Annotated in this window: 22 protein-coding genes and 1 pseudogene; 9 read left to right on the top strand and 14 right to left on the bottom strand. The window is 59.7% G+C overall.

Annotation, left to right across the window (positions count from 1 at the left end; all coding sequences use genetic code 11):
* Nucleotides 1-23 precede the first annotated feature (23 nt).
* From spoT to QMX86_RS02010, 4 genes are all read right to left on the bottom strand, one after another.
* Nucleotides 24-2,129: a bifunctional GTP diphosphokinase/guanosine-3',5'-bis pyrophosphate 3'-pyrophosphohydrolase gene (spoT, locus tag QMX86_RS02025; protein WP_007920338.1), complete on the bottom strand. Its 2,106-nt coding sequence runs from the start codon at nt 2,127-2,129 to the stop codon at nt 24-26.
* A 57-nt stretch (nt 2,130-2,186) separates the two neighbouring features.
* Nucleotides 2,187-2,450, bottom strand: a complete 264-nt coding sequence (gene rpoZ, locus QMX86_RS02020) for a DNA-directed RNA polymerase subunit omega (RefSeq protein WP_008030604.1) — start codon at nt 2,448-2,450, stop codon at nt 2,187-2,189.
* 168 nt (nt 2,451-2,618) lie between these two features.
* Nucleotides 2,619-3,239, bottom strand: a complete 621-nt coding sequence (gene gmk, locus QMX86_RS02015; protein WP_039757364.1) for a guanylate kinase — start codon at nt 3,237-3,239, stop codon at nt 2,619-2,621.
* Nucleotides 3,240-3,251: 12 nt separating this feature from the next.
* The gene (locus tag QMX86_RS02010) at nt 3,252-4,115 is read right to left on the bottom strand and encodes a YicC/YloC family endoribonuclease (protein WP_016770639.1); all 864 of its coding nucleotides are present in this window, start codon (nt 4,113-4,115) and stop codon (nt 3,252-3,254) included.
* Between the two features lie 268 nt (nt 4,116-4,383).
* Here QMX86_RS02010 and rph point away from each other — a divergent pair, with 268 nt between their 5' ends.
* From rph to gltS, 3 genes are all read left to right on the top strand, one after another.
* The gene (rph, locus tag QMX86_RS02005) at nt 4,384-5,106 is read left to right on the top strand and encodes a ribonuclease PH (protein WP_024014799.1); all 723 of its coding nucleotides are present in this window, start codon (nt 4,384-4,386) and stop codon (nt 5,104-5,106) included.
* A 24-nt stretch (nt 5,107-5,130) separates the two neighbouring features.
* Complete coding sequence (locus tag QMX86_RS02000) at nt 5,131-5,499, top strand: DUF4870 domain-containing protein (RefSeq protein ID WP_016772541.1); 369 nt, start codon at nt 5,131-5,133, stop codon at nt 5,497-5,499.
* A 370-nt stretch (nt 5,500-5,869) separates the two neighbouring features.
* Nucleotides 5,870-7,078 carry a sodium/glutamate symporter gene (gltS, locus tag QMX86_RS01995; RefSeq protein WP_073470914.1) on the top strand — a complete coding sequence of 403 codons (1,209 nt, stop codon included), beginning with the start codon at nt 5,870-5,872 and terminating at the stop codon, nt 7,076-7,078.
* Nucleotides 7,079-7,145: 67 nt separating this feature from the next.
* On the opposite strand, the gene QMX86_RS01990 is transcribed toward gltS, so the two are convergent.
* Nucleotides 7,146-7,925, bottom strand: coding sequence for an exodeoxyribonuclease III (locus QMX86_RS01990; RefSeq protein WP_016772543.1), 780 nt, complete (start codon nt 7,923-7,925; stop codon nt 7,146-7,148).
* Nucleotides 7,926-8,007: 82 nt separating this feature from the next.
* Here QMX86_RS01990 and pyrE point away from each other — a divergent pair, with 82 nt between their 5' ends.
* On the top strand, nt 8,008-8,652 hold the full coding sequence (gene pyrE / locus QMX86_RS01985) for an orotate phosphoribosyltransferase (RefSeq protein WP_016772544.1): 645 nt from the start codon (nt 8,008-8,010) through the stop codon (nt 8,650-8,652).
* Between the two features lie 140 nt (nt 8,653-8,792).
* Here pyrE and QMX86_RS01980 read toward each other — a convergent pair whose 3' ends face one another.
* The 6 genes and pseudogenes from QMX86_RS01980 to coaBC form a co-directional block, all read right to left on the bottom strand.
* Nucleotides 8,793-9,176 carry a hypothetical protein gene (locus QMX86_RS01980; RefSeq protein ID WP_110644510.1) on the bottom strand — a complete coding sequence of 128 codons (384 nt, stop codon included), beginning with the start codon at nt 9,174-9,176 and terminating at the stop codon, nt 8,793-8,795.
* Entirely contained in the window at nt 9,163-9,735 is a 573-nt protein-coding gene (locus QMX86_RS01975; protein WP_122748289.1) for a hypothetical protein, read from the bottom strand. Before QMX86_RS01975 ends, QMX86_RS01980 begins: the two co-directional genes overlap by 14 nt.
* A 436-nt stretch (nt 9,736-10,171) precedes the next feature.
* Nucleotides 10,172-11,077, bottom strand: a complete 906-nt coding sequence (gene argB, locus QMX86_RS01970; RefSeq protein ID WP_016772548.1) for an acetylglutamate kinase — start codon at nt 11,075-11,077, stop codon at nt 10,172-10,174.
* A gap of 17 nt (nt 11,078-11,094) precedes the next feature.
* Nucleotides 11,095-12,498, bottom strand: a pseudogene (locus QMX86_RS01965) (phosphomannomutase/phosphoglucomutase); the annotation flags it as partial.
* Nucleotides 12,499-12,737: 239 nt separating this feature from the next.
* Nucleotides 12,738-13,193 (bottom strand): dUTP diphosphatase, encoded by a 456-nt coding sequence (dut, locus tag QMX86_RS01960; protein WP_016772550.1) that lies wholly within the window; start codon nt 13,191-13,193, stop codon nt 12,738-12,740.
* 5 nt (nt 13,194-13,198) lie between these two features.
* The gene (gene coaBC / locus QMX86_RS01955) at nt 13,199-14,407 is read right to left on the bottom strand and encodes a bifunctional phosphopantothenoylcysteine decarboxylase/phosphopantothenate--cysteine ligase CoaBC (RefSeq protein ID WP_016772551.1); all 1,209 of its coding nucleotides are present in this window, start codon (nt 14,405-14,407) and stop codon (nt 13,199-13,201) included.
* A gap of 133 nt (nt 14,408-14,540) precedes the next feature.
* On the opposite strand from coaBC, the gene radC reads away from it, so the two are divergent.
* Entirely contained in the window at nt 14,541-15,215 is a 675-nt protein-coding gene (radC, locus tag QMX86_RS01950) for a DNA repair protein RadC (RefSeq protein WP_056791587.1), read from the top strand.
* An 84-nt stretch (nt 15,216-15,299) separates the two neighbouring features.
* Here the strand turns inward: radC and QMX86_RS01945 are convergent, their stop codons facing one another.
* Nucleotides 15,300-16,889: an ABC transporter substrate-binding protein gene (locus tag QMX86_RS01945; RefSeq protein ID WP_282382668.1), complete on the bottom strand. Its 1,590-nt coding sequence runs from the start codon at nt 16,887-16,889 to the stop codon at nt 15,300-15,302.
* A 446-nt stretch (nt 16,890-17,335) separates the two neighbouring features.
* Here QMX86_RS01945 and rpmB point away from each other — a divergent pair, with 446 nt between their 5' ends.
* Nucleotides 17,336-17,569: a 50S ribosomal protein L28 gene (gene rpmB / locus QMX86_RS01940; protein ID WP_007920377.1), complete on the top strand. Its 234-nt coding sequence runs from the start codon at nt 17,336-17,338 to the stop codon at nt 17,567-17,569.
* An 11-nt stretch (nt 17,570-17,580) separates the two neighbouring features.
* Nucleotides 17,581-17,736 (top strand): 50S ribosomal protein L33, encoded by a 156-nt coding sequence (gene rpmG, locus QMX86_RS01935; RefSeq protein ID WP_016772554.1) that lies wholly within the window; start codon nt 17,581-17,583, stop codon nt 17,734-17,736.
* A gap of 203 nt (nt 17,737-17,939) precedes the next feature.
* Here the strand turns inward: rpmG and QMX86_RS01930 are convergent, their stop codons facing one another.
* Nucleotides 17,940-18,302, bottom strand: coding sequence for a cupin domain-containing protein (locus QMX86_RS01930; RefSeq protein ID WP_073470919.1), 363 nt, complete (start codon nt 18,300-18,302; stop codon nt 17,940-17,942).
* Nucleotides 18,303-18,538: 236 nt separating this feature from the next.
* On the opposite strand from QMX86_RS01930, the gene QMX86_RS01925 reads away from it, so the two are divergent.
* Nucleotides 18,539-20,032 carry an aldehyde dehydrogenase gene (locus QMX86_RS01925; protein ID WP_016772556.1) on the top strand — a complete coding sequence of 498 codons (1,494 nt, stop codon included), beginning with the start codon at nt 18,539-18,541 and terminating at the stop codon, nt 20,030-20,032.
* A gap of 260 nt (nt 20,033-20,292) precedes the next feature.
* Nucleotides 20,293-21,438, top strand: a complete 1,146-nt coding sequence (locus QMX86_RS01920) for an MFS transporter (protein WP_016772557.1) — start codon at nt 20,293-20,295, stop codon at nt 21,436-21,438.
* 33 nt (nt 21,439-21,471) lie between these two features.
* Here QMX86_RS01920 and QMX86_RS01915 read toward each other — a convergent pair whose 3' ends face one another.
* Complete coding sequence (locus tag QMX86_RS01915) at nt 21,472-23,040, bottom strand: phospholipase D family protein (protein ID WP_282382659.1); 1,569 nt, start codon at nt 23,038-23,040, stop codon at nt 21,472-21,474.
* Nucleotides 23,041-23,089 lie beyond the last annotated feature (49 nt).

The following is a 23,089-nucleotide window of genomic DNA, read 5'->3' as shown; positions in this document are numbered from 1 at the left end:
TAGGACTCCTTGTAATAGGCAGGTTATGCACGCATGCGGGTGATGCGGATCACCCCGGTCAAGGCGCGCAGTTTCTTGATCACGCGGGCCAGGTGCACACGGTCGTGAACGCTGACCACCAACTGCACGACGCTGATGCGACCATCGCGTTCGTCCATGCTGATTTTCTCGATGTTGCCGTCGGCCGCGTTGACGCTGCTGGCCAGCAGGGCGATCAGGCCACGCTGATGTTCCAGCTCGACGCGCAGCTCGACGTTGAATTCGCCGGTGACATCCTTGGCCCACGAGAGCTGGATGCATTTTTCCGGGTTGTGCCTGATTTCGCTGATGTTGCGGCAGTTGTCCAGGTGCACGACCATGCCTTTGCCCGCCGACAGGTGCCCGACAATCGGGTCGCCCGGGATCGGCGTGCAGCACTTGGCGTAGCTGAGCACCAGGCCTTCGGTACCGCGAATCGCCAGCGGACCTTCCGGGCTCGGCAGCTGCTCACCTTCGCCAAGCAGGCGACGGGCGACCACGTAGGCCATGCGGTTGCCTAGGCCAATGTCTTCGAGCAGGTCTTCGATCAGTTCGAGGCGGTACTCGGTAAGCATTGCTTTGACGCGCTCTGCCGGGATCTTCTCCAGCGAGCTGTCGAAACCGTTGAGCACCTTGTTCAGCAGGCGTTCGCCGAGGCTGATCGACTCGGAGCGGCGTTGTAGCTTCAGCGCATGACGAATGTGCGTGCGCGCCTTGCCGGTAACGACGAAGTTGAGCCACGCCGGATTTGGCCGTGCGCCGGGGGCGCTGACGATCTCGACCGTGGAGCCGCTTTGCAGCGGTTCGGACAGCGGCGCGAGACGACGGTTGATGCGGCAGGCGATGCAGCTGTTGCCGACGTCGGTGTGTACCGCGTAAGCAAAATCGACCGCCGTGGAGCCTTTTGGCAGCTCCATGATCCGGCCTTTGGGCGTGAACACGTAGACCTCGTCCGGGAACAGGTCGATCTTCACGCTTTCGATGAATTCCAGCGAGTTGCCGGCGCGTTGCTGCATTTCCAGCACGCCTTTGACCCATTGGCGGGCGCGTGCGTGCGTGCCTTTCGGCTGCTCGTCGCCGCTGGATTTGTACAGCCAATGGGCGGCGATGCCGTTGTTGGCCATCTCTTCCATTTCGCGGGTACGGATCTGGATCTCGATCGGTACACCGTGCATGCCGAACAGCGTGGTATGCAGCGACTGGTAGCCGTTGGCCTTAGGGATCGCGATGTAATCCTTGAAGCGCCCCGGCAACGGTTTGTACAAATTATGCACAGCACCCAGTACGCGGTAGCAGGTATCGACCTTGTCTACGATGATCCGGAACGCGTAGACGTCCATGATTTCGTTGAAGGCCCGACGCTTGCCGCGCATTTTCTTGTAGATGCCGTAGAGGTGTTTCTGCCGACCGCTGACTTCGCCCTGTATGCCGTCGATGGCGAGGCAGTGGCCGAGGGACTCTTCGATCTTGTTGACGATTTCCTTGCGGTTGCCCCGGGCGCGCTTGACCGCCTGGTAGATCCGCGCGGAACGCATCGGGTGCATGGCCTTGAAGCCGAGGTCTTCGAATTCGATGCGGATCGCGTGCATGCCCAGCCGGTTGGCGATGGGTGCGTAGATCTCGAGGGTTTCCTTGGCGATGCGCCGGCGCTTTTCGCCGGACAGCACTTCCAGCGTGCGCATGTTGTGCAGACGGTCGGCGAGCTTGACCAGGATCACCCGGATGTCGCGCGCCATGGCCATGGCCATTTTCTGGAAGTTTTCCGCCTGGGCTTCGGCCTTGGTCTCGAAATTCATCTGGGTCAGTTTGCTGACCCCGTCGACCAGTTCGGCCACGGTTTCACCGAACTGCGCTTGCAGCGCTTCCTTGGCGATACCGGTGTCTTCGATCACGTCATGCAGCATCGCGGCCATCAGGCTCTGATGGTCCATGTGCATGTCGGCAAGAATATTTGCCACGGCAAGAGGATGCGTGACGTACGCCTCGCCACTGCGACGGCGTTGACCGTCATGGGCTTGTTCGGCGTAGAAATACGCTCGGCGGACCAGGTTGACCTGGTCATTGCCGAGGTAGGTCGATAAGCGATCGGCGAGGGCGTCTATGCTCGGCATGATGATTCCTGCCGAAAGCTGTGACCCCGCGCCGTGCTACGTCGACCAGGCATAGGCTTAGACGGCCTCGTTCGACTCGTCCTCGAACGCTGCGAACAGCGGTTCATCCTGGACGATTTCCTGCTCGGCGATGAACTCGTAGCTCATCAGGCCTTCAGCAATTTCACGCAGTGCGACAACGGTCGGCTTGTCGTTTTCCCACTGCACCAATGGCTCTTTGCCGCCGGTGGCCAGTTGACGGGCACGCTTGGTAGAGAGCATGACCAGCTCAAAGCGGTTTTCCACGTGTTCTAGGCAGTCTTCAACGGTTACGCGGGCCATGGTATTCCTCGGAGCGAATGCAATATGCGCGCTGCCCGGTTGGGCGAGCGGACTGAGCAGTTTAAAAAATCACCAGCGATTAGGGAAGCGCTGATTTTTTGACCAGTCCCTTCAACGCGCTGCAAGCACCAATGTAAAGCGCTTGCAGGCATTTTGGGAAGTGCTGTTTTAGCCGAGCAATTCAGCCAGCAATTTGCCGAAACGCACTTGCTGGCGTTTCTGTTGCAGCTGATTGGCGCGGAAAATCGCTTTCAGATCGTCCAACGCGTGGGCGAAATCGTCGTTGATGATCAAGTAATCGTAATCGACGTAATGGCTCATCTCGCTGACCGCTTCGCGCATGCGGCCGTCGATGATCTCGTCGCTGTCCTGGCCGCGGTTGGTCAGGCGCTGGTGCAGGGCTTGCAGCGATGGCGGCAGGATGAAGATCGAGCGCGCCTGCGGCATCAGCTTGCGCACTTGCTCGGCGCCTTGCCAGTCGATTTCCAGAATCAGGTCGTGACCTTCGTCCAGGGTCTGCTGCAGGCGGCTTTGCGAGGTGCCGTAGAAGTTGCCGAAGACTTCGGCGCGCTCAAGAAAGTCGCCGTGCTCGCCCATCTTCACGAACTCTTCGCGGGTCACGAAGTGGTAGTTCACGCCATCCACTTCGCCCGGGCGCATGGCGCGGGTGGTGTGCGAAACGGAAACGCGAATCTCCGGGTCGGCGTCGGTCAACGCCTTGACCAGACTGCTCTTGCCCGCGCCCGATGGCGCGGAAATGATGTACAGGGTGCCGGTGTGTTGGGTCATGTCAGGGTAGCCTTACTCAATATTCTGCACTTGTTCGCGCATCTGCTCGATCAACACCTTGAGGTTGACGGCGGCCTGGGTGCTGCGCGGGTCGAAGGCTTTGGAGCCCAGTGTGTTGGCCTCGCGGTTGAGCTCCTGCATCAGGAAGTCCAGACGCCGCCCTGCGGCACCACCGGACTTGAGCACCCGGCGGACTTCGATGATGTGAGTGCTCAGGCGATCCAGTTCTTCGGCCACGTCGCTTTTTTGCGCGAGGATGACCATTTCCTGTTCCAGGCGCTGCGGGTCGAGCTCGGCCTTCATGTCGGCGAAGCGGTCGAGGACCTTCTGGCGCTGGGTGGCGAGCATCTGCGGCACCAGTTCTCGCAGGGTCACCACGTCTTCTTCGATGGACGTCAGGCGGTCGTTGATCAAGCGAGCCAGCTCCGCGCCTTCGCGCTCGCGGCCAGCCTTCAGATCCTTCAAACCCTGATTGAACAGCGCCAGCGCTTCGGCGTTCAGCGCTTGCGGGTCGGTCGCATCGGCCACCAGCACGCCGGGCCAGGCCAGCACTTCCAGCGGATTCAGAGCAGCGGGATTCTTGATCAGCCCGGCAACGGTTTCCGCAGCGGCCACCAGTTGCGCGGCGCGTTCGCGGTCCACTTGCAGCGGTTTGCCGGTGCTTTCTTCAGTGAAGCGCAGCGTGCATTCCAGTTTGCCCCGCGACAGGCCCTGACGCAGCGCTTCACGCACGGCGCCTTCGAGGTCGCGGAACGATTCGGGCAAGCGCAGGTGCGGTTCCAGATAGCGGCTGTTGACCGAGCGCAGTTCCCAGCTCAGGGTGCCCTGAACGCCGGCTTTCTCGACGCGGGCGAAGGCGGTCATGCTGTGCACCATGGCGGTGACCTCGCAATGCAGATCGGCGCGAAACGCTGTTTCGCAGGCGCGATTTCAATGAATTTAAGCCGACTGGCAGCAAAGGCGCAGGATTGTAGCGCAGTGCGGCGAATGCGCCCAAACACACGGTGTGACAAAGCGCTGCAGCCCGTCGGTTATGCGCGCTTGAGGGGCTTCGGTCGTCGGCCGGCGGTTTTAACCAGTGCCCACTCGCAGTGCAGCGCTCTATAATGCTCGGCAGTTTTCCGTCCTCAGTACAGGTATCCCTATGAAACGTCCAAGTGGTCGCGCTGCCGATCAGCTCCGCTCGATCCGCATCACCCGCAACTACACCAAACACGCCGAGGGATCCGTACTGGTCGAATTCGGTGACACCAAAGTCATCTGCACTGTCAGCGTCGAGAACGGCGTGCCGCGCTTCCTCAAAGGCCAGGGCCAGGGCTGGTTGACTGCCGAGTACGGCATGCTGCCACGCGCCACCGGCGAGCGTAACCAGCGTGAAGCCAGTCGTGGCAAGCAGGGCGGGCGTACTCTGGAAATCCAGCGCCTGATCGGCCGCTCCCTGCGCGCGGCACTGGATATGTCCAAGCTCGGCGACGTGACCCTGTACGTCGATTGCGACGTGATCCAGGCCGATGGCGGTACTCGCACCGCGTCCATCACCGGCGCCATGGTTGCGCTGGTCGATGCCCTGAAAGTGATCAAGAAGCGCGGCGGCCTGAAAGGCGGTGACCCGCTCAAGCAGATGATCGGTGCGGTCTCGGTCGGCATGTACCAGGGCGAGCCGGTGCTGGATCTGGACTATCTTGAAGATTCTGCAGCTGAAACCGACCTGAACGTGGTGATGACCAGCACCGGCGGCTTCATCGAAGTGCAGGGCACCGCAGAAGGCGCGCCGTTCCAGCCTGATGAGCTCAATGCCATGCTGGAACTGGCCAAGCAGGGCATGAACGAAATCTTCGAATTGCAGAAGGCTGCGCTGGCCGACTGAGGTTTTGACCACAAGGAGGACGTGATGAGTGACGAGCAAGAGTTGCTGCCCAAACCGAGCCAGGAGGTTCGCCAGTGGGCGATGTTCTGTCACTTGTCCGCCTTGCTGGGGATCTGGATTCCCTTCGGCAATCTGATCGGGCCGCTGATCCTTTGGCAGATGAAGCGCGAGAAGGACCCGTTCATCGATGCACAGGGTAAAGAGGCGCTGAATTTTCAGATCACTGTCGCCATTGCCTCGATGATCTGCTTCCTGCTCATGCTGCTGATCATTGGTTTCTTCCTGTTTGGCTTGCTGGCGATCGCGGCATTGGTCCTGACGATCATTGCAGGGGTCAAAGCCAACGAAGGTTTCCCGTACAGATATCCGTTCACTTGGCGACTGATCAAGTAACAGTCTGTTGTATCGCTATATGGAAATGCCCCGACTTATCGGGGCATTTTTATTTGTGCAACTCAATAATTGGTTTTTGTTGTAGGACTAGTCTGTTGTCGATGTGCGGTTTGGCATTTATTTATTGATATTTCTCCATTACATCTTTGGTCACAACTGATCGAGCAAGTGCTTATTCCCGTTCTTGTTATTGACGCGAGCGGGTTGTTAAAGTTGTCCGATGCAATGTTTCGATTGAAACATTTCGATATGTTCAAGCCATCGATGGCACTTGAATTCCCCAGTAATCAGTGTTGATAAAATCAGCCGGTTCACCCGTCGAGCCCAGGTAAACGCTCGCCTCGTGAATACTTAGCCAAGAATAATCCACATGATTGAGCTCGATTTCTACGGCACGCTCGTGGCCGCTTCTTTAGTACTACTGCTCGGACGCGGACTTGTTACGCGTGTTGGCTTTCTGCGAAGTTACAATATTCCTGAACCGGTAGCGGGTGGCCTGGTGGTTGCCGTGCTCCTGTTGATATTGCGCACTTTCGATATTGAAGTCCGCTTCGATACATCATTGCAAACCCCCCTGATGTTGGCTTTCTTTGCCACGATTGGCTTGAGTGCTGACCTTGCCAGTCTGAAGAAGGGCGGGCGCATTGTCGGTATCTTCCTGTTGGCGGTCATTGGCTTGCTGGTGGTGCAGAACGCCATGGGCATCGGGTTGGCAACCTTGCTCGGACTTGATCCTTTGATGGGCTTGCTGACGGGTTCGATCACGCTCGCCGGCGGCCATGGCACTGGCGCTGCATGGGGCGCGGTATTCAGCGAGAAATATGGCCTGGCCTCGGCTTCGGAACTGGCGCTGGCCTCAGCGACGTTCGGTCTGGTGCTGGGTGGGCTGATCGGTGGGCCCGTCGCCCGGTTGCTGATCAAGCGCGTGCAAGTGCCGGGCTGCAGTCCCCAGCAAACGCCTCGACTGCCAAGAGGTTTTGAACAGCCGAACAAGGAACGTTCGATCACGCCGTTTTCGTTCGTCGAGACGCTGGCGCTTATTGCCGTCAGCCTGCTCGCAGGCAACCTTTTGAATGGTTTGCTGCACGGCACTGCATTCGAACTGCCGACGTTTGTTTGCGTGCTGTTTGTGGGTGTGGTGTTGCGCAACAGTCTGTCAGCGCTTGGCTTGTATCAGGTGTTTGAGCGTGAAGTTTCCGTGCTCGGCAATGTCAGCCTCTCGCTGTTTCTGGCAATCGCTTTGATGTCGCTGAAGCTTTGGGATCTGGCGGCGCTGGCATTGCCGATCTTCATCATCCTGGCCGTGCAGGCGCTGGTCATGGCTCTGTTCGCGATTTTCGTGACGTTCCGGGTGATGGGCAGCAACTACGATGCCGCAGTGCTGGCTGCGGGACATTGCGGCTTCGGTCTGGGCGCTACGCCTACGGCAATTGCCAACATGCAAGCGGTGACGCAGCGCTATGGGCCATCGCAGATCGCGTTTCTGGTAGTGCCGATGGTAGGAGCGTTCTTCATCGATATCGTTAACGTCATCGTGATCAAGCTGTACCTGACCTTGCCATTCTTCGCTGCCGTCTAGAAAGCACGGCGCATAAAAAATGCCCGCATCTCACGATGCGGGCATTTTTTTGGCTGCGATACGACGCTTAGATGGTCAGCGTCCAGTCGTAGTCGACGATCAACGGCGCGTGCTGCGAGAACCGTGGCTGACGCGGCAGGCGTGCACTGCGCACCGAGCGACGCAGGCCCGGGGTCAGGATCTGATAATCGAAACGCCAGCCCAGATTGAGCATCTCGGCCTGTTCGTTATCCGGCCACCAGCTGTACTGATCGCCTTCGCGGCTGACTTCGCGCAGCGCATCGACATAGCCCATGTTGCCGACAATCTCGTCCATCCAGGCGCGTTCCGGCGCCAGGAAGCCGGGAGATTGCTGGCTGTCGCGCCAGTTCTTGATGTCGAGTTTCTGCTGCGCAACGTACAGCGAGCCACAATAAATGTACTCGCGACGTTTGCGTCGCTGTTTGTCCAGGTACTTGCCGAAATCGTCCATGAGCTTGAACTTCTGGTTCAAGTCTTCATCGCCGTTCATCCCCGAAGGAAACAGCAAGGTGGCAATACTGACTTTGTCGAAATCTGCTTGCAGGTAGCGCCCGTAGCGGTCGGCCGTCTCGAAACCGAGACCGCTGATGACAGCCTTCGGTTGCAACCGCGAATACAAAGCCACGCCGCCTTGGGCAGGGACTTCAGCATCGCAGGCATAAAGGAAGTAGCCATCCAGTTGGAAGGCTGGGTCATCCAGTTCAAAGGCGGAGGCACGGGTGTCCTGCAGGCAGATGACGTCGGCATTCTGGGCTTGCAGCCAACTGAGCAAACCGCGCTCGACTGCCGCCTGAATACCATTGACGTTCACACTGATGATCCGCATAAATGGCCCCAAAAATCGCGTGCGTGTATGATACACGGCGTCAAGCTAATTAGCTAAATCCGTGGTATTTGGGGTTTTTTTCATGCAAGCGTATCAGCGCGATTTCATTCGTTTTGCCATCGATCGCGGCGTTTTGCGCTTCGGTGAGTTCACCCTGAAGTCCGGGCGCACCAGTCCCTACTTCTTCAACGCCGGCCTGTTCAACTCGGGTTCGGCCCTGGCGCAGCTGGGGCGTTTCTACGCCGCCGCCATCGCCGAGAGCGGCATTTCCTTCGACGTTCTGTTTGGCCCGGCTTATAAAGGCATTCCGCTGGCGGCCACGACCGCCGTTGCGCTGGCCGAACATCACGGCCGTGACCTGCCATGGTGCTTCAATCGCAAGGAAGCCAAGGCCCACGGCGAGGGCGGCAGCCTGGTTGGCGCACCGCTGACTGGCGAAGTCTTGATCATCGACGACGTAATCACCGCCGGCACCGCCATTCGTGAAGTGATGCAGATTATTGCTTCCCAGGACGGCGCCAAGGCCGCCGGTGTGCTGATCGCACTGAACCGTCAGGAGCGTGGCAATGGCGAATTGTCGGCCATTCAGGAAGTCGAGCGTGATTTCGGCATTCCGGTGATCAGCATCGTCTCGCTGAATCAGGTGCTGGAGTTCCTCGCCGACGATCCGCAGCTCAAACAGCATTTGCCAGCCGTGGAAGCGTACCGCGCGCAGTTTGGCGTGTGACCAATGTGGGAGCGAGCCTGCTCGCGAATGGCCGTAACCTGTCAGCGATGTGAGGCACATTACGCTTTCGCGAGCAGGCTCGCTCCTACAGAAAAAAGACCCGGTTCAGGCAGGCTGAATTGGGTCTTTTTTGTTGGTGATCAACGCAGTTTTTGCCATTTCATCAGCAGTCTCAGCGCCAATGCAGCGTTCACTAGCGCAAACACCAGCAGCGCAACCACCACCATCACGTACAACGTGCGATCCACATCGAAATCCCAAAGGTCCAGCGTGCTGCTGCGCATGATCCCGACTGCTGCCGGCAAGTTAACGTAAAACAGCGCCACGAACGTGCACGTCAATGGCAATGCTCGCCAGTAGAAAGCAGCCATCACCTTGTCTCGACTGCGCTTGCGGCCCTGCGAACCTTTTTGAAATTCATCCTCAGCCAGCGCTTCATTGAGCGCCGGCCACGCCAGATTGAACATGAACGTGGTCAGGGTCAGCAGCAAGCCACTGACCGCGACGATGTCACTGAACGGCATTCAGACCCAGCGTTGCACAGAGCAATGCGTGGGAATCTTCGCTGATCTCGAATTGTCCGGCGCTGCCCTTGCGTTTGGTGATGGGTTTGAAGGTCGGCTCGTTCTGGGTGATGAGCATGTTCAATTCATCGCGGATCACGTCCGAGCTGATCACCACCAGAAACACGTTTTGCGCATGCTCGGCGGACTGGATTACGGCGCGCATGCTGTGCTGCAGGATGTCGTCGAGCTGGTTGCGAAAACGCGAAACGGTGTTTTTCAACAGGGTTTTGCTTTGGCTCTGGGTCAGCTGAAAGATCGTCGATATCTGCGATTCGGTCGGCAGGGTTTGCTCGAAGTAACTCTGGATCAGATACAGCAGGCGATCTTGCTTGGCTTCGTCGGCCCGGCTGGGCATGCCGCCCTCGACCAGCATTTTCAGGTATTCGGTCAGGCTGGCTTTGGCGATGCGCTCCAGCGCATGGGCGATTTCAGCGTCGCCGATGCGCAAGGTCTTTTTTACCGGTTCCTTTTGTTCCTGCTCGAAAGCATCGGCGTCGATCGTGAACGAGATCTGCATGAGTCGCCGCTCCGGTTATTTGACACTGGCGGCTGGGTAGGGACCCTGGGGTGCATCTCCTTGGCCGGTGAGTACTTTCCAGCCCTTGAGTGGGTGAGAGGCTTCGGTGAAGTCAGGGCAGGGCGGCATCGAAGTCTGCGAAGGGGCTGAATATTCTCGGCCGCAGTCCACGCAGGCGTAAGTGCCAGCCGAAATGTCACTGCCGTAAGGAACGCTGTTTTTTTGCATGGGAAGATCTCCGTTGGATGAGGGGAAGATCCTATGGAGATTTATTCTGAAGGGATGTCGGACGTTTCGCTGTGTGGAGTCAGGCTTTTCCTGCGCGCATAAAAAGATCGCAGCCTTCGTCAGTTCCTACAAAAGCGGATTCTCGCGTGTGCGAAATCCCTGTAGGAGCTGTTGAAGGCTGCGATCTTTTGCTTTCAGCTATTAGCGATCAAGGACGCTTGCGATTGCTGATCAGCGTGCCCACACCGGTATCAGTGAAGATTTCCAGCAGGATCGCGTTCGGTACACGGCCGTCGATGATCAACGAACTGCCAACCCCACCCTGAACCGCTTCCAGTGCGCAGCGGATCTTCGGCAGCATGCCGCCGTAGATCGTGCCATCGGCGATCAGGTCGTCGACCTGCTGCGTGCTCAGGCCGGTCAGCACGGTGCCCGACTTGTCCATCAGGCCGGCAATGTTGGTCAGCAGCATCAGCTTTTCAGCTTTCAGTGCTTCGGCAACCTTGCCCGCCACCAGATCGGCGTTGATGTTGTACGACTCACCGTTCTCACCGACGCCAATCGGTGCGATGACGGGGATGAAGTTGCCTTTGACCAGCAGGTTCAGCAGCTCGGTATTGATGCCGACGACTTCGCCGACATGGCCGATGTCGATGATTTCCGGTTGGGTCATCTCCGGGGTCTGGCGGGAGACGGTGAGCTTCTTCGCCCGGATCAGCCCGGCATCCTTACCGGTCAGGCCGATGGCGCTGCCGCCATGGCGGTTGATCAGGTTGACGATGCTTTTGTTGACCTGACCGCCAAGGACCATTTCCACCACGTCCATGGTCGCCGCGTCGGTGACGCGCATGCCGTCGACGAAGTGGCTTTCGATCGACAGGCGCTTGAGCAGGTCACCGATCTGCGGGCCGCCACCGTGCACGACCACCGGGTTGATGCCCACGGCTTTCATCAGCACGATGTCGCGGGCGAAGCCGGTTTTCAGCTCCTCGCTTTCCATCGCGTTGCCGCCGTATTTGATCACCAGGGTCTTGCCGACATAGCGTCGGATGTAAGGTAGCGCTTCGGACAGGACCTTGGCAGTGTTGGCGGCGGCTTCGCGTTCGAGGGTCATTCAGGGCTCCGGGTGGATCAGAACGGTAGTTGGAGATCAGGTGCAACGCGTTTCAGTTGGGCGTGGAACACATCCTTGATGCGCTGCAATTCAGCCTCGTCATCGGCCTCAAAGCGCAGCACCAGCACCGGTGTGGTGTTGGATGCGCGCACCAGGCCCCAGCCTTTGGCGTAATCGACACGCACGCCGTCGATGGTGGTCAGGTCGGCGCCTTCGCCCCACTGAGCATCGTGCAGTGCATCAATGATGCTGAATTTGCTCTCTTCGGTCACATGGATATTGATTTCCGGCGTGGAAATATCGTTCGGGAAGGTCGCAAACAGCTCTTCCGCGGTGGATTTTTCCTTGCTGAGGATCTCCAGCAGACGTGCGGCGCTGTAGATGCCGTCGTCGAAACCGAACCAGCGTTCCTTGAAGAAGATGTGCCCGCTCATTTCGCCGGCCAACAGTGCGCCGGATTGTTTCATTTTCTTTTTGATCAACGAGTGACCGGTCTTCCACATTAGCGGCCGACCGCCGTATTCCTTGATCAATGGCACCAGGCGACGGGTGCATTTGACGTCGAAGATGATTTCCGCGTCCGGGTTACGCGCCACTACGTCGCGAGCGAACAGCATCAGCAGACGATCCGGGTAGACGATGCTGCCGGTGTTGGTCACCACGCCGACGCGGTCACCGTCGCCGTCGAAGGCCAGGCCGATATCGGCGTTGGTCTCTTTGACTTTGGCAATCAGGTCTACGAGGTTTTCCGGTTTGCCCGGATCCGGGTGATGGTTCGGGAAGTTGCCGTCGACTTCGCAGAACAGCGGGATGACTTCGCAGTTCAGCGCTTCGATCAGTTGCGGGGCGATCACGCCGGCCGCGCCGTTGCCGCAGTCGACCACGACTTTCAGGCGGCGGGCCAGTTTGATGTCCTGGACGATTTCGGTGTTGTAGCGGTCGAGGATTTCGACCTGAGTGACGCTGCCCTGGCCGCTGCTCAGGTCATTGTTCTTGATGCGCTCGTGGAGCACCTGAATCTGCTCGTTGGCGAGGGTGTCGCCGGCGATCACGATCTTGAAGCCGTTGTAGTTCGACGGGTTGTGGCTGCCAGTGAGCATCACCCCGGACTTGCCGGCCAGCACGTTGGCGGCGTAGTACAGCGCTGGCGTTGGCACCAGGCCGACATCGCTGACGTGGCAACCGCTCTCGGCGATGCCGCGAATGAGTTCCGCGACCAGCTCCGGGCCTGACAGGCGACCGTCACGACCGACCGACACGTTCGGTTCACCCTGAGCCAGGCTCTGCGAGCCGATGGCGCGACCGATCCAGTAGGCGGTTTCACCGTTGAGGTATTCCGGCACGGTGCCACGAATGTCGTAGGCGCGGAAAATGCTGTCAGGCAGCTTCGGGGCGATCTTGGCGGGGGTGCTCATCTGTGGACATGCTCCATCTCGAAAAGGGCGGGACAGACCGGCGAAAGATTCGACGGCAGGCTCAAACTGAAGGGTATGACGGCGTTTTCCACAGAGAGTTCGTGCTATGAAAGGGCCATGACGCCCCGGCTGGCGTGGCTTTCGGCCGGCAAAACCTTGATTTACGGTGTTAAAACCTGCTGCCGATGTAGCGCATTTTTTGTGGCGAGGGGATAAACCCCCTCACCACAATAATTTCTATCCGGTTATTTGGTGCCGGTATGGCCAAAACCACCGGTACCGCGCTCGGTCTCGACAAACTCTTCAACCATTTCGAAATGCGCCTGAACCACCGGCACGAGCACCAATTGCGCCAGACGTTCGCCGACGGTCATGGTGAAGTCGCTCTGGCCGCGGTTCCAGCAGGAGACCATCAGCGGACCCTGGTAATCGGAGTCGATCAGGCCGACCAGATTGCCCAGCACGATGCCGTGTTTGTGGCCCATGCCCGAGCGAGGCAGGATCAGTGCGGCGAGATTCGGGTCGCCGATGTACACCGACAGGCCGGTGGGAATCAGCACGGTTTCACCCGGTTTGATCACGATGTCCTGTTCCAGCATGGCGCGCAGGTCGAGGCCGGCGGAGCCCGGCGTGGCGTATTGCGGCAGCGGGAATTCGGTACCGATGCGTGGATCGAGGATCTTGGCTTGCAAAGCGTGCATGTAAATTAAACCTGGTTCAGACGTTCGGCGATAAAAGTGACCAGTTGGCGAGCGATCTTGCTCTTGCTGGTCTGGGCGAAAACCGTGGCGTGCAGCTCACGGTCGATGACGCTGCAGGCATTTTCTTCGCTGTTGAAACCGATGCTCGGGTTGGCGACGTCGTTGGCGACGATCAGATCGAGATTCTTGTCCTTCAGCTTGCGTGCAGCGTAGTCGAGCAGGTGTTCGGTTTCGGCGGCGAAGCCGACACTGAACGGACGGTCGGGACGGGTCGCGATGGTGGCAAGGATGTCCGGGTTGCGCACCATTTGCAGGACGAAGCCGTCACCGCTCGTAGGATCTTTCTTGAGTTTATGCGGAGCTACTACTTCCGGGCGGTAGTCCGCCACCGCTGCCGACGAGATGAACACGTCGCAAGGCATGGCCGATTCGCAGGCGGCGAGCATGTCGCGGGCGCTGACCACATCGATCCGCGTCACGCGATCAGGCGTCGGCAAGTGCACCGGGCCGCTGATCAAAGTGACACGGGCGCCGGCTTCCACGGCTGCTTCGGCGAGGGCAAAACCCATTTTGCCGGAGCTGTGGTTGGTGATGTAGCGCACCGGGTCGATGTTTTCCTGAGTCGGGCCGGCGGTGATCACCACATGCTTGCCGGTCAATGCCTGGCGCTGGAAGCAATCGGCGGCGAGCAGTGCCAGATCGGTGGCTTCCATCATGCGGCCCATGCCGACGTCGCCGCAGGCCTGGCTGCCCGAGGCCGGGCCGAAAGTCTTCAGGCCACGGCTCTCCAACAGTTGCAGGTTGGCCTGGGTCGCCGGGTCGCGCCACATCGCCTGGTTCATCGCTGGTGCGACGGCAACCACGGCATCAGTGGCCAGCACCAGCGTGGTCAGCAGATCGTTGGCAATGCCTTGGGCCAGACGGGCGATCAGGTCGGCGGTGGCCGGGGCGATCAGCACCAGATCGGCCCATTTCGCCAGCTCGATATGGCCCATGGCGGCTTCGGCGGCAGGGTCGAGCAAGTCGAGGTGAACCGGGTGGCCCGACAGGGCCTGCATGGTCAGCGGGGTAATGAATTCGGCGCCGCCATGGGTCATGACCACGCGCACTTCGGCACCTTGGTCGATCAGGCGGCGAACCAGATCGGCGCTCTTGTAGGCCGCAATGCCGCCGCCGACGCCCAGAACGATGCGTTTCCGATACAGCCGCTGCATAGGTCTGCCTTTCATTTCGTTGATGACGGCGGTGCGATGCCCCTCCCCAGGGTTGAATCGACCGCCAAAAAGATGGGCTACGATATCACAGCGACCGCTACGGAACAGCGGCGCCCACAGACAAGGAGGTGCTATGAGTATTCGCGATTGGCCGGCGGCGGAACGGCCGCGGGAAAGGCTGTTGGAACACGGCGCAGGGAGTCTTTCGGACGCTGAGTTGTTGGCGATTTTTCTGCGCACCGGATTGCCCGGAAAAAGCGCTGTCGACCTCGCCAGACATCTGCTGACGCAATTCGGTGGCCTGCGTTTGCTGCTCGAGGCCGATCAGGACGCATTCAGCAAACAACTGGGCCTCGGCCCGGCCAAGTTCGCGCAGCTGCAAGCCGCGCAGGAAATGAGCAAGCGCCATCTGGCCGAGCGTTCACGACAGAAACCGGCACTGGAAAACCCTCAGGTCGTCCGCGACTACCTCAAGGCGATGCTGCGGCACGAGCCGCACGAGGTGTTCGGCTGCCTGTTTCTCGATTCAAAGCATCAGGTGCTGAATTTCGAGGCGCTGTTTCGCGGCTCGATCGACAACACCAGCGTGCATCCTCGGGAGGTGGTGAAGCGCGCGCTGGCCAATAACGCCGCAGCGGTGATCCTGTGTCACAACCATCCGTCCGGCAACACCGATCCGAGTCAGGCCGATCGGCTGCTGACCAAGCGCCTGCAGAAAGCGCTGGAGCTGATTGACGTGCGAGTGCTCGATCACTTCATCATCGGCGATGGCGAACCGCTGTCGATGGCGGAGTGTGGCTGGATGTAAAAGAGCAGCGGCAAGCCTCTAGCTGCAAGCGGCAAGCTGGAGCTGCGTGCGGAGTGCTCTTGCTTGCTGCTTGCCGCTTGCCGCTTAGGGCTTGAGGCTGATCTTGGAGTAATCCTGGCGGCCGAACGGGCTGACGGAATACCCCTGAACATCCTTGCGCGTCAAAGCGTAGGCCGTCGGGTGCGCCAGTGGCAGCCACAACGCCTGCTGCTGGATCTGCGCCTGTGCCTGTTCATACAGCTTGGTGCGTACGCCTTGTTCGCTGGTGGTCTTGCCGGCGCTGATCAGCTTGTCCAGATCGGCGTTGCAGTACCGCGCGAAGTTGGTCCCGGATTTCACCGCCGCGCAGGAAAACTGCGGGGTGAGGAAGTTGTCCGGGTCGCCGTTGTCGCCGGCCCAGCCCATGAACAGCAGGTCGTGTTCGCCGGCCTTGGCGCGGCGAATCAGTTCGCCCCACTCGATCACGCGGATCTCCGCCTGAATGCCGATCTCGGCCAGATCCGACTGCAGCATCTGCGCGCCGAGACTTGGGTTCGGGTTGAGCAGGCTGCCCGATGGCCGCGTCCAGATTGTGGTCTGGAAGCCATCCTTCAAGCCGGCCTTGGCCAGCAGCGCCTTGGCTTTGGCCACGTCGTGTGGATAGCCCGGCAGGTTCTTGGCGTAGCTCCAGGTGTTCGGCGGGTACGGGCCGTTGGCCGCTTCGGCGGTGTCTTCGAACACGGCTTTGATGTAGTTGGCCTTGTCGAAGGCGAGGTTGATCGCCTGGCGCACTTCCGGCTTGTCCAGCGGCGGATGCTGGCTGTTGATGCCCACGAAAGCGGTCATGAAGGCGTCAGTCTTTTCGACTTTCAGCGTCGGCTCCTTCAGCGCAGCCTGTACGTCCAGTGGTTTTGGCGACAGGGCGATCTGGCATTCGTTGCGCCGCAGCTTTTGCAGGCGAACGTTGGCGTCCGGCGTGATGGCGAAAATCAACGGGTCGATGGCAGGCTTGCCACGGAAATAGTCCGGATTGGCCTTGTAGCGGATCGCCGCGTCTTTCTGGAAGCGATTGAACACGAACGGGCCGGTGCCGATTGGCTGGCTGTTGAGTTTGTCGGTGGCGCCGGCCTTCATCAGTTTGTCGGCATATTCGGCGGAATAGATCGAGGCGAAGCCCATGCTCAGGGTCGCGAGGAAGGTCGAATCCGGATGGTCGAGGGTAAAGCGCACGGTCAGCGGGTCGAGGGCGTCGATCTTCTTGATCAGGGTCGGCAGTTGCATCGACTGCGCATGGGGGAAGCCGCTCTGGGCGACCTTGTGCCACGGGTTGGCCGGGTCGAGCATGCGGTCGAAGCTGAATTTGACGTCTTCAGCGCTCAGCTCGCGGCTCGGCTTGAAATAATCGGTTGTATGAAATTTCACCTGCGGGTGCAGTTTGAACACATAGGTGAGGCCGTCGGTGCTGACTTCCCAGCTGTCGGCCAGGCTCGGGATGACCTTGCCACTGGCGGTGTCGAAATCCACCAAGCGGTTCATCAGTACGTCAGCCGAAGCATTGGTGGTGGTCAGCGAGTTGTACTGCACCACGTCGAACCCTTCGGGACTGGCCTCGGTACACACGCTCAACGCGGCGGCCTGGGCGAGGGGGCTCAGCAACAGCGGAGCGAGTAACAGGGGTAGGGCAGCGAGGCGCATGGTCGGTTTCCTTTACAGATCGAAGGCCCATCTGCAAGTGCAGTCTGGAAAAGTCCTACCCTAGAGCTCTGAATTGCAAATGACTATCCCCTTTTTGCATTTTCAGGCGCACTCTTGCGCGGTTTCGAGCGTGAGCAGGGGGATGAAAAGTCTGAATCGCCTGTAGGACGGGATTTCTGCGACGAGTGGTCAAAACTGGCCGCAGCCTTTGTCCAAGGCGTCTGCGGCGGAAAAAATCGCCCTTTTGCCGATTGATTGCACACCGATTGTTGTTGCACCCCGGTCTTTCTGGTATAAAGCAGCGCTCTTTTCTAGGGGCCCGGTTCCTTCACTGTAGGTGTAGCCGGTAAGACCTCTAAAGAAACGCGGCGCCTGGCGCCAAATGACTGAGAGATTAAGCGGCCAACCCATGCCGGGTTGGGCATGTGGTTTTAGAGGGCTGAGGCATGTCGAGAGTATGTCAAGTTACCGGTAAGGGTCCGGTGACTGGGAATAACATTTCCCACGCAAACAACAAAACCCGTCGTCGTTTCCTGCCGAACCTGCAGCATCACCGCTTCTGGGTTGAAGAAGAGAAACGTTTTGTGCGTCTGCGCGTATCTGCCAAAGGCATGCGTATCATCGACAAGCGTGGCATCACTGTCGTGCTCGCCGAACTTCGCCGCGATGGCAAGATTTAAGGGAGCTAATCATGCGTGAATTGATTCGTTTGATCTCGAGCGCCGGTACTGGTCACTTCTACACTACCGACAAGAACAAGCGTACTACCCCGGACAAAATCGAGATCAAGAAATATGATCCGGTTGTTCGCAAGCACGTGATGTACAAGGAAGGCAAAATCAAGTAATTGATTTTTCCTGACTGCGAAAAAGGCCCGTATCGTGAGATGCGGGCCTTTTTTTTGCCTTGGATTCTGCGGTGACCGGTTGGGCCTTATCGCTGGCAAGCCAGCTCCCACATTGATTGCCGGTCTTCACTGAACCTGTGTCATGCACAAAACCTGTGGGAGCTGGCTTGCCAGCGATGAGGGCCGATCAGCCAGCAAACATCTCAAGCCTTCTGTTCAAAGATCACATAAACCTTGCGGCAAGCCTCCAGCACTTCCCAGGTGCCGCGAAACCCCGCCGGAATCACGAAGCGATCACCAGCGCGCAAGGTCTTGGCATTGCCATCGCTGTCACGCAATACCGAAACCCCCTGCAGAATCTCGCAGTACTCATGCTCGGTGTAATTCACCGTCCACTGACCTACCGCGCCTTCCCACACGCCCACGCCCATTTGCCCACAAGGGCTTTCGTATTGATGAAACACCGCCTGCTCAGGATCGCCCTTCAGCACTTTCGCCGGGTCCGGCCGATAGCGCTCGGCTTCGCTGCTGGCGAGGCTGATGTCGACGACGTTCTGGATGTTCATTGTTGTTTTCTCCGCTAATGACGGCGCGTGGGCTGGAATGGGCCAAAGTCTATGTTTATTAAAATGAACACCGCAAGGCCGTATGGCCAGCTTATGTCAAATATATTGAAACAAACCCGGCCGCTGGTTTAGGGTGGCGGGTGCCTCGGGCCGAAAGTGCAGGCTGGCCGGGCAGAATTCTTGAACAGCGCCGCAGCGCTTGCGGTGCTCGTATTCAATAAGAGGAGGACACCCGAATGACCACCCTGACTCGTGCCGACTGGGAACAACGCGCCCGCGATCTGAAAATCGAAGGCCGCGCCTTCCTGAATGGCGAATACACTGACGCCGTCTCCGGCGAAACCTTCGAATGCATCAGCCCGGTCGATGGCCGCCTGCTCGGCAAGATCGCCAGCTGTGACGCCGCCGACGCCGACCGTGCTGTAGAAAACGCCCGCGCTACTTTCAATTCCGGCGTCTGGTCGCGCCTGGCGCCGACCAAGCGCAAAGCCACCATGATCCGCTTCGCCAGCCTGCTGAAACAGCACGCGGAAGAACTGGCGCTGCTGGAAACCCTCGACATGGGCAAGCCGATCAGCGATTCGCTGTACATCGACGTACCGGGTGCGGCGCAGGCGTTGAGCTGGAGCGGCGAAGCGATCGACAAGATCTACGACGAAGTTGCCGCCACCCCGCATGACCAACTAGGTCTGGTGACCCGTGAGCCGGTGGGTGTGGTCGGCGCTATCGTGCCGTGGAACTTCCCGCTGATGATGGCTTGCTGGAAACTCGGCCCGGCGCTGTCGACCGGTAACTCGGTGATCCTCAAGCCGTCGGAAAAATCGCCGCTGACTGCCATCCGCATCGCTGCGCTGGCCATTGAAGCCGGTATTCCCAAAGGCGTGCTCAACGTACTGCCGGGCTATGGCCACACCGTCGGCAAGGCGCTGGGTCTGCACAATGACGTCGACACGCTGGTGTTCACCGGTTCGACCAAGATTGCCAAGCAACTCATGGTCTATGCCGGCGAATCGAACATGAAGCGCGTCTGGCTGGAAGCCGGTGGCAAGAGCCCGAACATCGTCTTCGCCGATGCGCCGGATCTGCAGGCCGCCGCTGAATCCGCCGCCAGCGCCATCGCCTTCAACCAGGGCGAAGTGTGCACCGCCGGTTCGCGCCTGCTGGTCGAGCGTTCGATCAAGGACAAATTCCTGCCAATGGTGATCGAGGCGCTGAAAGCCTGGAAGCCGGGCAATCCGCTGGACCCGGCGACCAACGTCGGTGCGCTGGTCGATACCCAGCAGATGAACACCGTGCTGTCGTACATCGAATCCGGCCATAGCGATGGCGCCAAACTGGTCGCCGGCGGCAAGCGCATCCTCCAGGAGACCGGCGGCACTTACGTTGAGCCGACCATTTTCGATGGTGTGAGCAACGCGATGAAGATTGCCCAGGAAGAGATTTTCGGCCCGGTGTTGTCGGTGATCGCTTTCGACAGCGCCGAAGAAGCCATCCAGATCGCCAACGACACGCCATACGGCCTGGCCGCAGCGGTGTGGACCCAGGACATCTCCAAGGCGCACCTGACCGCCAAGGCCTTGCGCGCCGGTAGCGTGTGGGTCAACCAGTACGATGGCGGCGACATGACCGCGCCGTTCGGTGGCTTCAAACAGTCGGGCAACGGTCGCGACAAATCGCTGCATGCCTTCGACAAGTACACCGAGCTGAAGGCCACGTGGATCAAGCTGTAATTCATTAAGAGAGCCTGAGTTAATCAGGCTCTCGAACCTACAGAGATCCCCTGTGGGAGCGAGCCTCTGTGGTGGGGGAATTTATCCCCGTTCGGCTGCGAAGCAGTCGCTAAACCATTGCACGCGGTGTACCTGGTACATCGTGGTTGCAGGTTTTGGGGCCGCTGCGCGACCCAACGGGGATAAATCCCCTCGCCACAGGGGCTCGCTCCCACAGTGATTTTGTGGTGCATATAAAAATATCCACAGGAGCGTGGAACATGCGGTGGGCGACGTATTTCGCCGTGTTGGCGTCTGTCTTGAGTGTCGGCCTGGCCCTGGGGGTCAGCATGCCGCTGGTGTCGTTGCGTCTGGAGGGCTGGGGCTACGGCTCGTTCGCAATCGGTGTGATGGCGGCGATGCCGGCAATAGGCGTGCTGCTTGGGGCGAAGATTTCCAGCCACCTCGCCGCGTATTTCGGCACGGCGAACCTGATGCGTCTGTGCCTGTGGGCCGGGGCATTGTCGATCGGCCTGCTGGCACTGCTGCCGAGTTACCCGATCTGGTTGCTGCTGCGTCTGCTGATCGGGGTGATCCTGACCATCGTGTTCATCCTCGGCGAGAGCTGGATCAATCAACTGGTGGTCGAGCAGTGGCGCGGGCGTCTGGTCGCGCTGTATGGCAGCAGCTATGCGCTGAGCCAACTGTCTGGTCCGTTGCTGCTGGGGGCGCTCGGTACCGAGCATGATTACGGTTTCTGGGTCGGGGTCGGTCTGCTGACGCTCTCGCCTTTCCTGCTGCTGGGGCGCAGCGGTGCGCCGAGCAGCGAGGCCAACAGCGTGACCTTTGGTGATCTATGGGGCTTCGCCCGTGAGTTGCCGGCGATTGCCTGGGCGGTGTCGTTGTTCGCCGCGTTCGAGGCGATGATCCTGACACTGCTGCCGGTGTACTGCCTGCAACAAGGGTTCACCGCCGAAATCGCGCTGGCCATGGTCAGCACCGTGGTGGTCGGCGATGCGCTGCTGCAATTGCCGATCGGCGCATTGGCCGATTACCTGTCGCGGCGCACGCTGTTCGCCGGATGCGCGGTGGTGTTGATGCTGTCGAGTCTGGCCATTCCGATGTTGCTCGACACGCTGCTGATCTGGCCGTTGTGGGTGCTGTTCGGCGCCAGTGCCGGCGGCTTGTTTACCTTGTCACTGATCCTGATTGGCGAGCGTTATCGAGACGATGCGCTGGTTCGCGCCAATGCGCATATCGCGCAGTTGTGGGGTGTCGGTTGTCTGGTCGGGCCGTTGGCGGCAGGGGCGGGCAGTCAGTGGATCAATGGGCATGCGTTGCCGCTGTTGATGGCGGCTGGGGCGTTTGGCCTGGTGCTTTTGTTGTTGCGCCAAGGCGCCTTTGGCACAACGGCGGAAGCAGCCTGAGCGCATCCCACAAGGGATCATCAACAGACGGACTTACAGCATCCGCTCCAGGCCGACGCTGGTGCTGAACCACGAGTTGAAGCGCCGCCACCAGCTCCCCGGCTCCTTGGTCAGAGTGTGCATCTGGCCGTTGTCTTCGGTGACCCAGACAACCTTGCCGTCCTCGAGTTTCGCCTGATAACTCAAGGTCGGCGCCATGCCTTGCAGGGCCAGTGCGCGCACGTGCTCGGCCAGTTCCGGGCTGTCGACGAGCACGCCGACTTCGGTGTTCCACAGCACCGAGCGCGGGTCGAAGTTGAACGAGCCGATAAACGATTTGCGCCGATCGAAGATCATCGCCTTGCTGTGCAAACTCGAATCCGAACCTCGAAACGACTTGCTGTAGAACACCCGCGGCCCGCTGCCAAAGTTATCCCCAGGCTGGCGGCGCAGTTCAAAGAGTTTCACGCCGTGTTCAAGCAATGCCTTGCGATAGGGCGCGTAACCACCATGCACCGCCGGCACGTCGGTGGCCTCCAGTGAATTGGTCAGCAGGCTCACGGAGACTCCGGCATCGGCGCGCCCGGTCAGGTAGACCAGCCCCGGCTGGCCGGGCACGAAGTAGGCGGAAATCATGATCAGCTCTTTGCTGACACCGGTCAGTTCCGGCGCCAGTTGTGTGGTCAGCAGCAGATGCGGATCCGGTTCGCCCTTGGACAGGACCTTGCTCGGCGCATCCCACAACGCCTGGTTCCAGGCCCAGATCAGCTCTTTACGCCAGATGTCCATGCGCGGGTCGGTAGTGAATTTCATCAACTGTTGATAGAGCGCGTGGTTCTGCTTGCGGGTTTCTTCCAGCGATTCTTCCAGGCGCGTGCGCGTGTTTTGCAGGTCGGCGGTGGTCGGTTGGCTGGAGAGGAATTCGTCGATCGGCTTGCTCAGCGCGCTGTTCCAGTACTGGTCGAAACTGTGTCCGAGCTGTTCGGCCACCGGGCCGATGCTGAGCATGTCGATGTCGGTGAAATTCAGGTTGGGTTCGGCGTCGAAATATTCATCGCCCAGATTGCGCCCGCCGACGATGGCCGCGCTGTTGTCCGCCAGCCACAACTTGTTGTGCATGCGCCGATGCTGCACGGACAGGTTGAACAGTCGCCCGGCCGCGCGCGTTACGCCGGTGCTCCGGCCCAGGTGCAACGGATTGAACAAACGAATCTGGATCTGCGGATGTGCCGCCAGCGTCGCGATGATCTGGTCGAGGCCGTCGCTGGTGGTGTCGTCGAGCAAGATGCGCACGCGCACACCACGGTCGGCCGCCTTCAACACTTCCTCCACCAGCATCCGCGTGCTGATGCCGTCGTGGACGATGTAGTACTGCAAATCGAGGCTGACCTGGGCATGACGAATCAGCTCGGCCCGGGCGGTAAACGCCTCGCCACTGTCGGAGAGCAGGCGAAACCCCGACTGCCCTTTGTAGGGCGCGGCCTGAGCCTGAATCGAACGGCCGAAGCTGGAGTCCGAAGCCGGCAGGGCCTGGCTTGGTTCGCGCGGCACATCGAGGCTGGCGCAGCCGCTGAGGAACGAGGCGAGTATCAGTAAAGCGAGTAAGGGCTGTCTGAAGCTCACGTAGGGTCGTTCCGGTTGGCGGCTGAGGTCGGCAATTTGGACGCCGGGC

Origin of the sequence: Pseudomonas sp. PS01270, from assembly GCF_029959775.1 — a bacterium.
Taxonomy (GTDB): domain Bacteria; phylum Pseudomonadota; class Gammaproteobacteria; order Pseudomonadales; family Pseudomonadaceae; genus Aquipseudomonas; species Aquipseudomonas atacamensis.
Note: the sequence above shows the minus strand (reverse complement) of the source record. Positions and strands in the feature narration are given on the sequence as shown.

Excerpts from the sequence above, each read along its gene's own strand:
- coaBC (WP_016772551.1), bottom strand. The coding sequence starts at position 14,407 with ATGCAGCGGCTGTATCGGAAACGCATCGTTCTGGGCGTCGGCGGCGGC.
- QMX86_RS01930 (WP_073470919.1), bottom strand. The coding sequence starts at position 18,302 with ATGAACATCCAGAACGTCGTCGACATCAGCCTCGCCAGCAGCGAAGCC.
- dut (WP_016772550.1), bottom strand. The coding sequence starts at position 13,193 with ATGCACGCTTTGCAAGCCAAGATCCTCGATCCACGCATCGGTACCGAA.
- QMX86_RS01945 (WP_282382668.1), bottom strand. The coding sequence starts at position 16,889 with ATGCGCCTCGCTGCCCTACCCCTGTTACTCGCTCCGCTGTTGCTGAGC.
- QMX86_RS01980 (WP_110644510.1), bottom strand. The coding sequence starts at position 9,176 with ATGCCGTTCAGTGACATCGTCGCGGTCAGTGGCTTGCTGCTGACCCTG.
- radC (WP_056791587.1), top strand. The coding sequence starts at position 14,541 with ATGAGTATTCGCGATTGGCCGGCGGCGGAACGGCCGCGGGAAAGGCTG.
- QMX86_RS01975 (WP_122748289.1), bottom strand. The coding sequence starts at position 9,735 with ATGCAGATCTCGTTCACGATCGACGCCGATGCTTTCGAGCAGGAACAA.
- gmk (WP_039757364.1), bottom strand. The coding sequence starts at position 3,239 with ATGACCCAACACACCGGCACCCTGTACATCATTTCCGCGCCATCGGGC.
- rpmB (WP_007920377.1), top strand. The coding sequence starts at position 17,336 with ATGTCGAGAGTATGTCAAGTTACCGGTAAGGGTCCGGTGACTGGGAAT.
- rph (WP_024014799.1), top strand. The coding sequence starts at position 4,384 with ATGAAACGTCCAAGTGGTCGCGCTGCCGATCAGCTCCGCTCGATCCGC.
- QMX86_RS01925 (WP_016772556.1), top strand. The coding sequence starts at position 18,539 with ATGACCACCCTGACTCGTGCCGACTGGGAACAACGCGCCCGCGATCTG.
- rpmG (WP_016772554.1), top strand. The coding sequence starts at position 17,581 with ATGCGTGAATTGATTCGTTTGATCTCGAGCGCCGGTACTGGTCACTTC.
- spoT (WP_007920338.1), bottom strand. The coding sequence starts at position 2,129 with ATGCCGAGCATAGACGCCCTCGCCGATCGCTTATCGACCTACCTCGGC.
- rpoZ (WP_008030604.1), bottom strand. The coding sequence starts at position 2,450 with ATGGCCCGCGTAACCGTTGAAGACTGCCTAGAACACGTGGAAAACCGC.
- pyrE (WP_016772544.1), top strand. The coding sequence starts at position 8,008 with ATGCAAGCGTATCAGCGCGATTTCATTCGTTTTGCCATCGATCGCGGC.
- gltS (WP_073470914.1), top strand. The coding sequence starts at position 5,870 with ATGATTGAGCTCGATTTCTACGGCACGCTCGTGGCCGCTTCTTTAGTA.
- QMX86_RS01920 (WP_016772557.1), top strand. The coding sequence starts at position 20,293 with ATGCGGTGGGCGACGTATTTCGCCGTGTTGGCGTCTGTCTTGAGTGTC.
- QMX86_RS02000 (WP_016772541.1), top strand. The coding sequence starts at position 5,131 with ATGAGTGACGAGCAAGAGTTGCTGCCCAAACCGAGCCAGGAGGTTCGC.
- QMX86_RS02010 (WP_016770639.1), bottom strand. The coding sequence starts at position 4,115 with ATGGTGCACAGCATGACCGCCTTCGCCCGCGTCGAGAAAGCCGGCGTT.
- QMX86_RS01990 (WP_016772543.1), bottom strand. The coding sequence starts at position 7,925 with ATGCGGATCATCAGTGTGAACGTCAATGGTATTCAGGCGGCAGTCGAG.
- argB (WP_016772548.1), bottom strand. The coding sequence starts at position 11,077 with ATGACCCTCGAACGCGAAGCCGCCGCCAACACTGCCAAGGTCCTGTCC.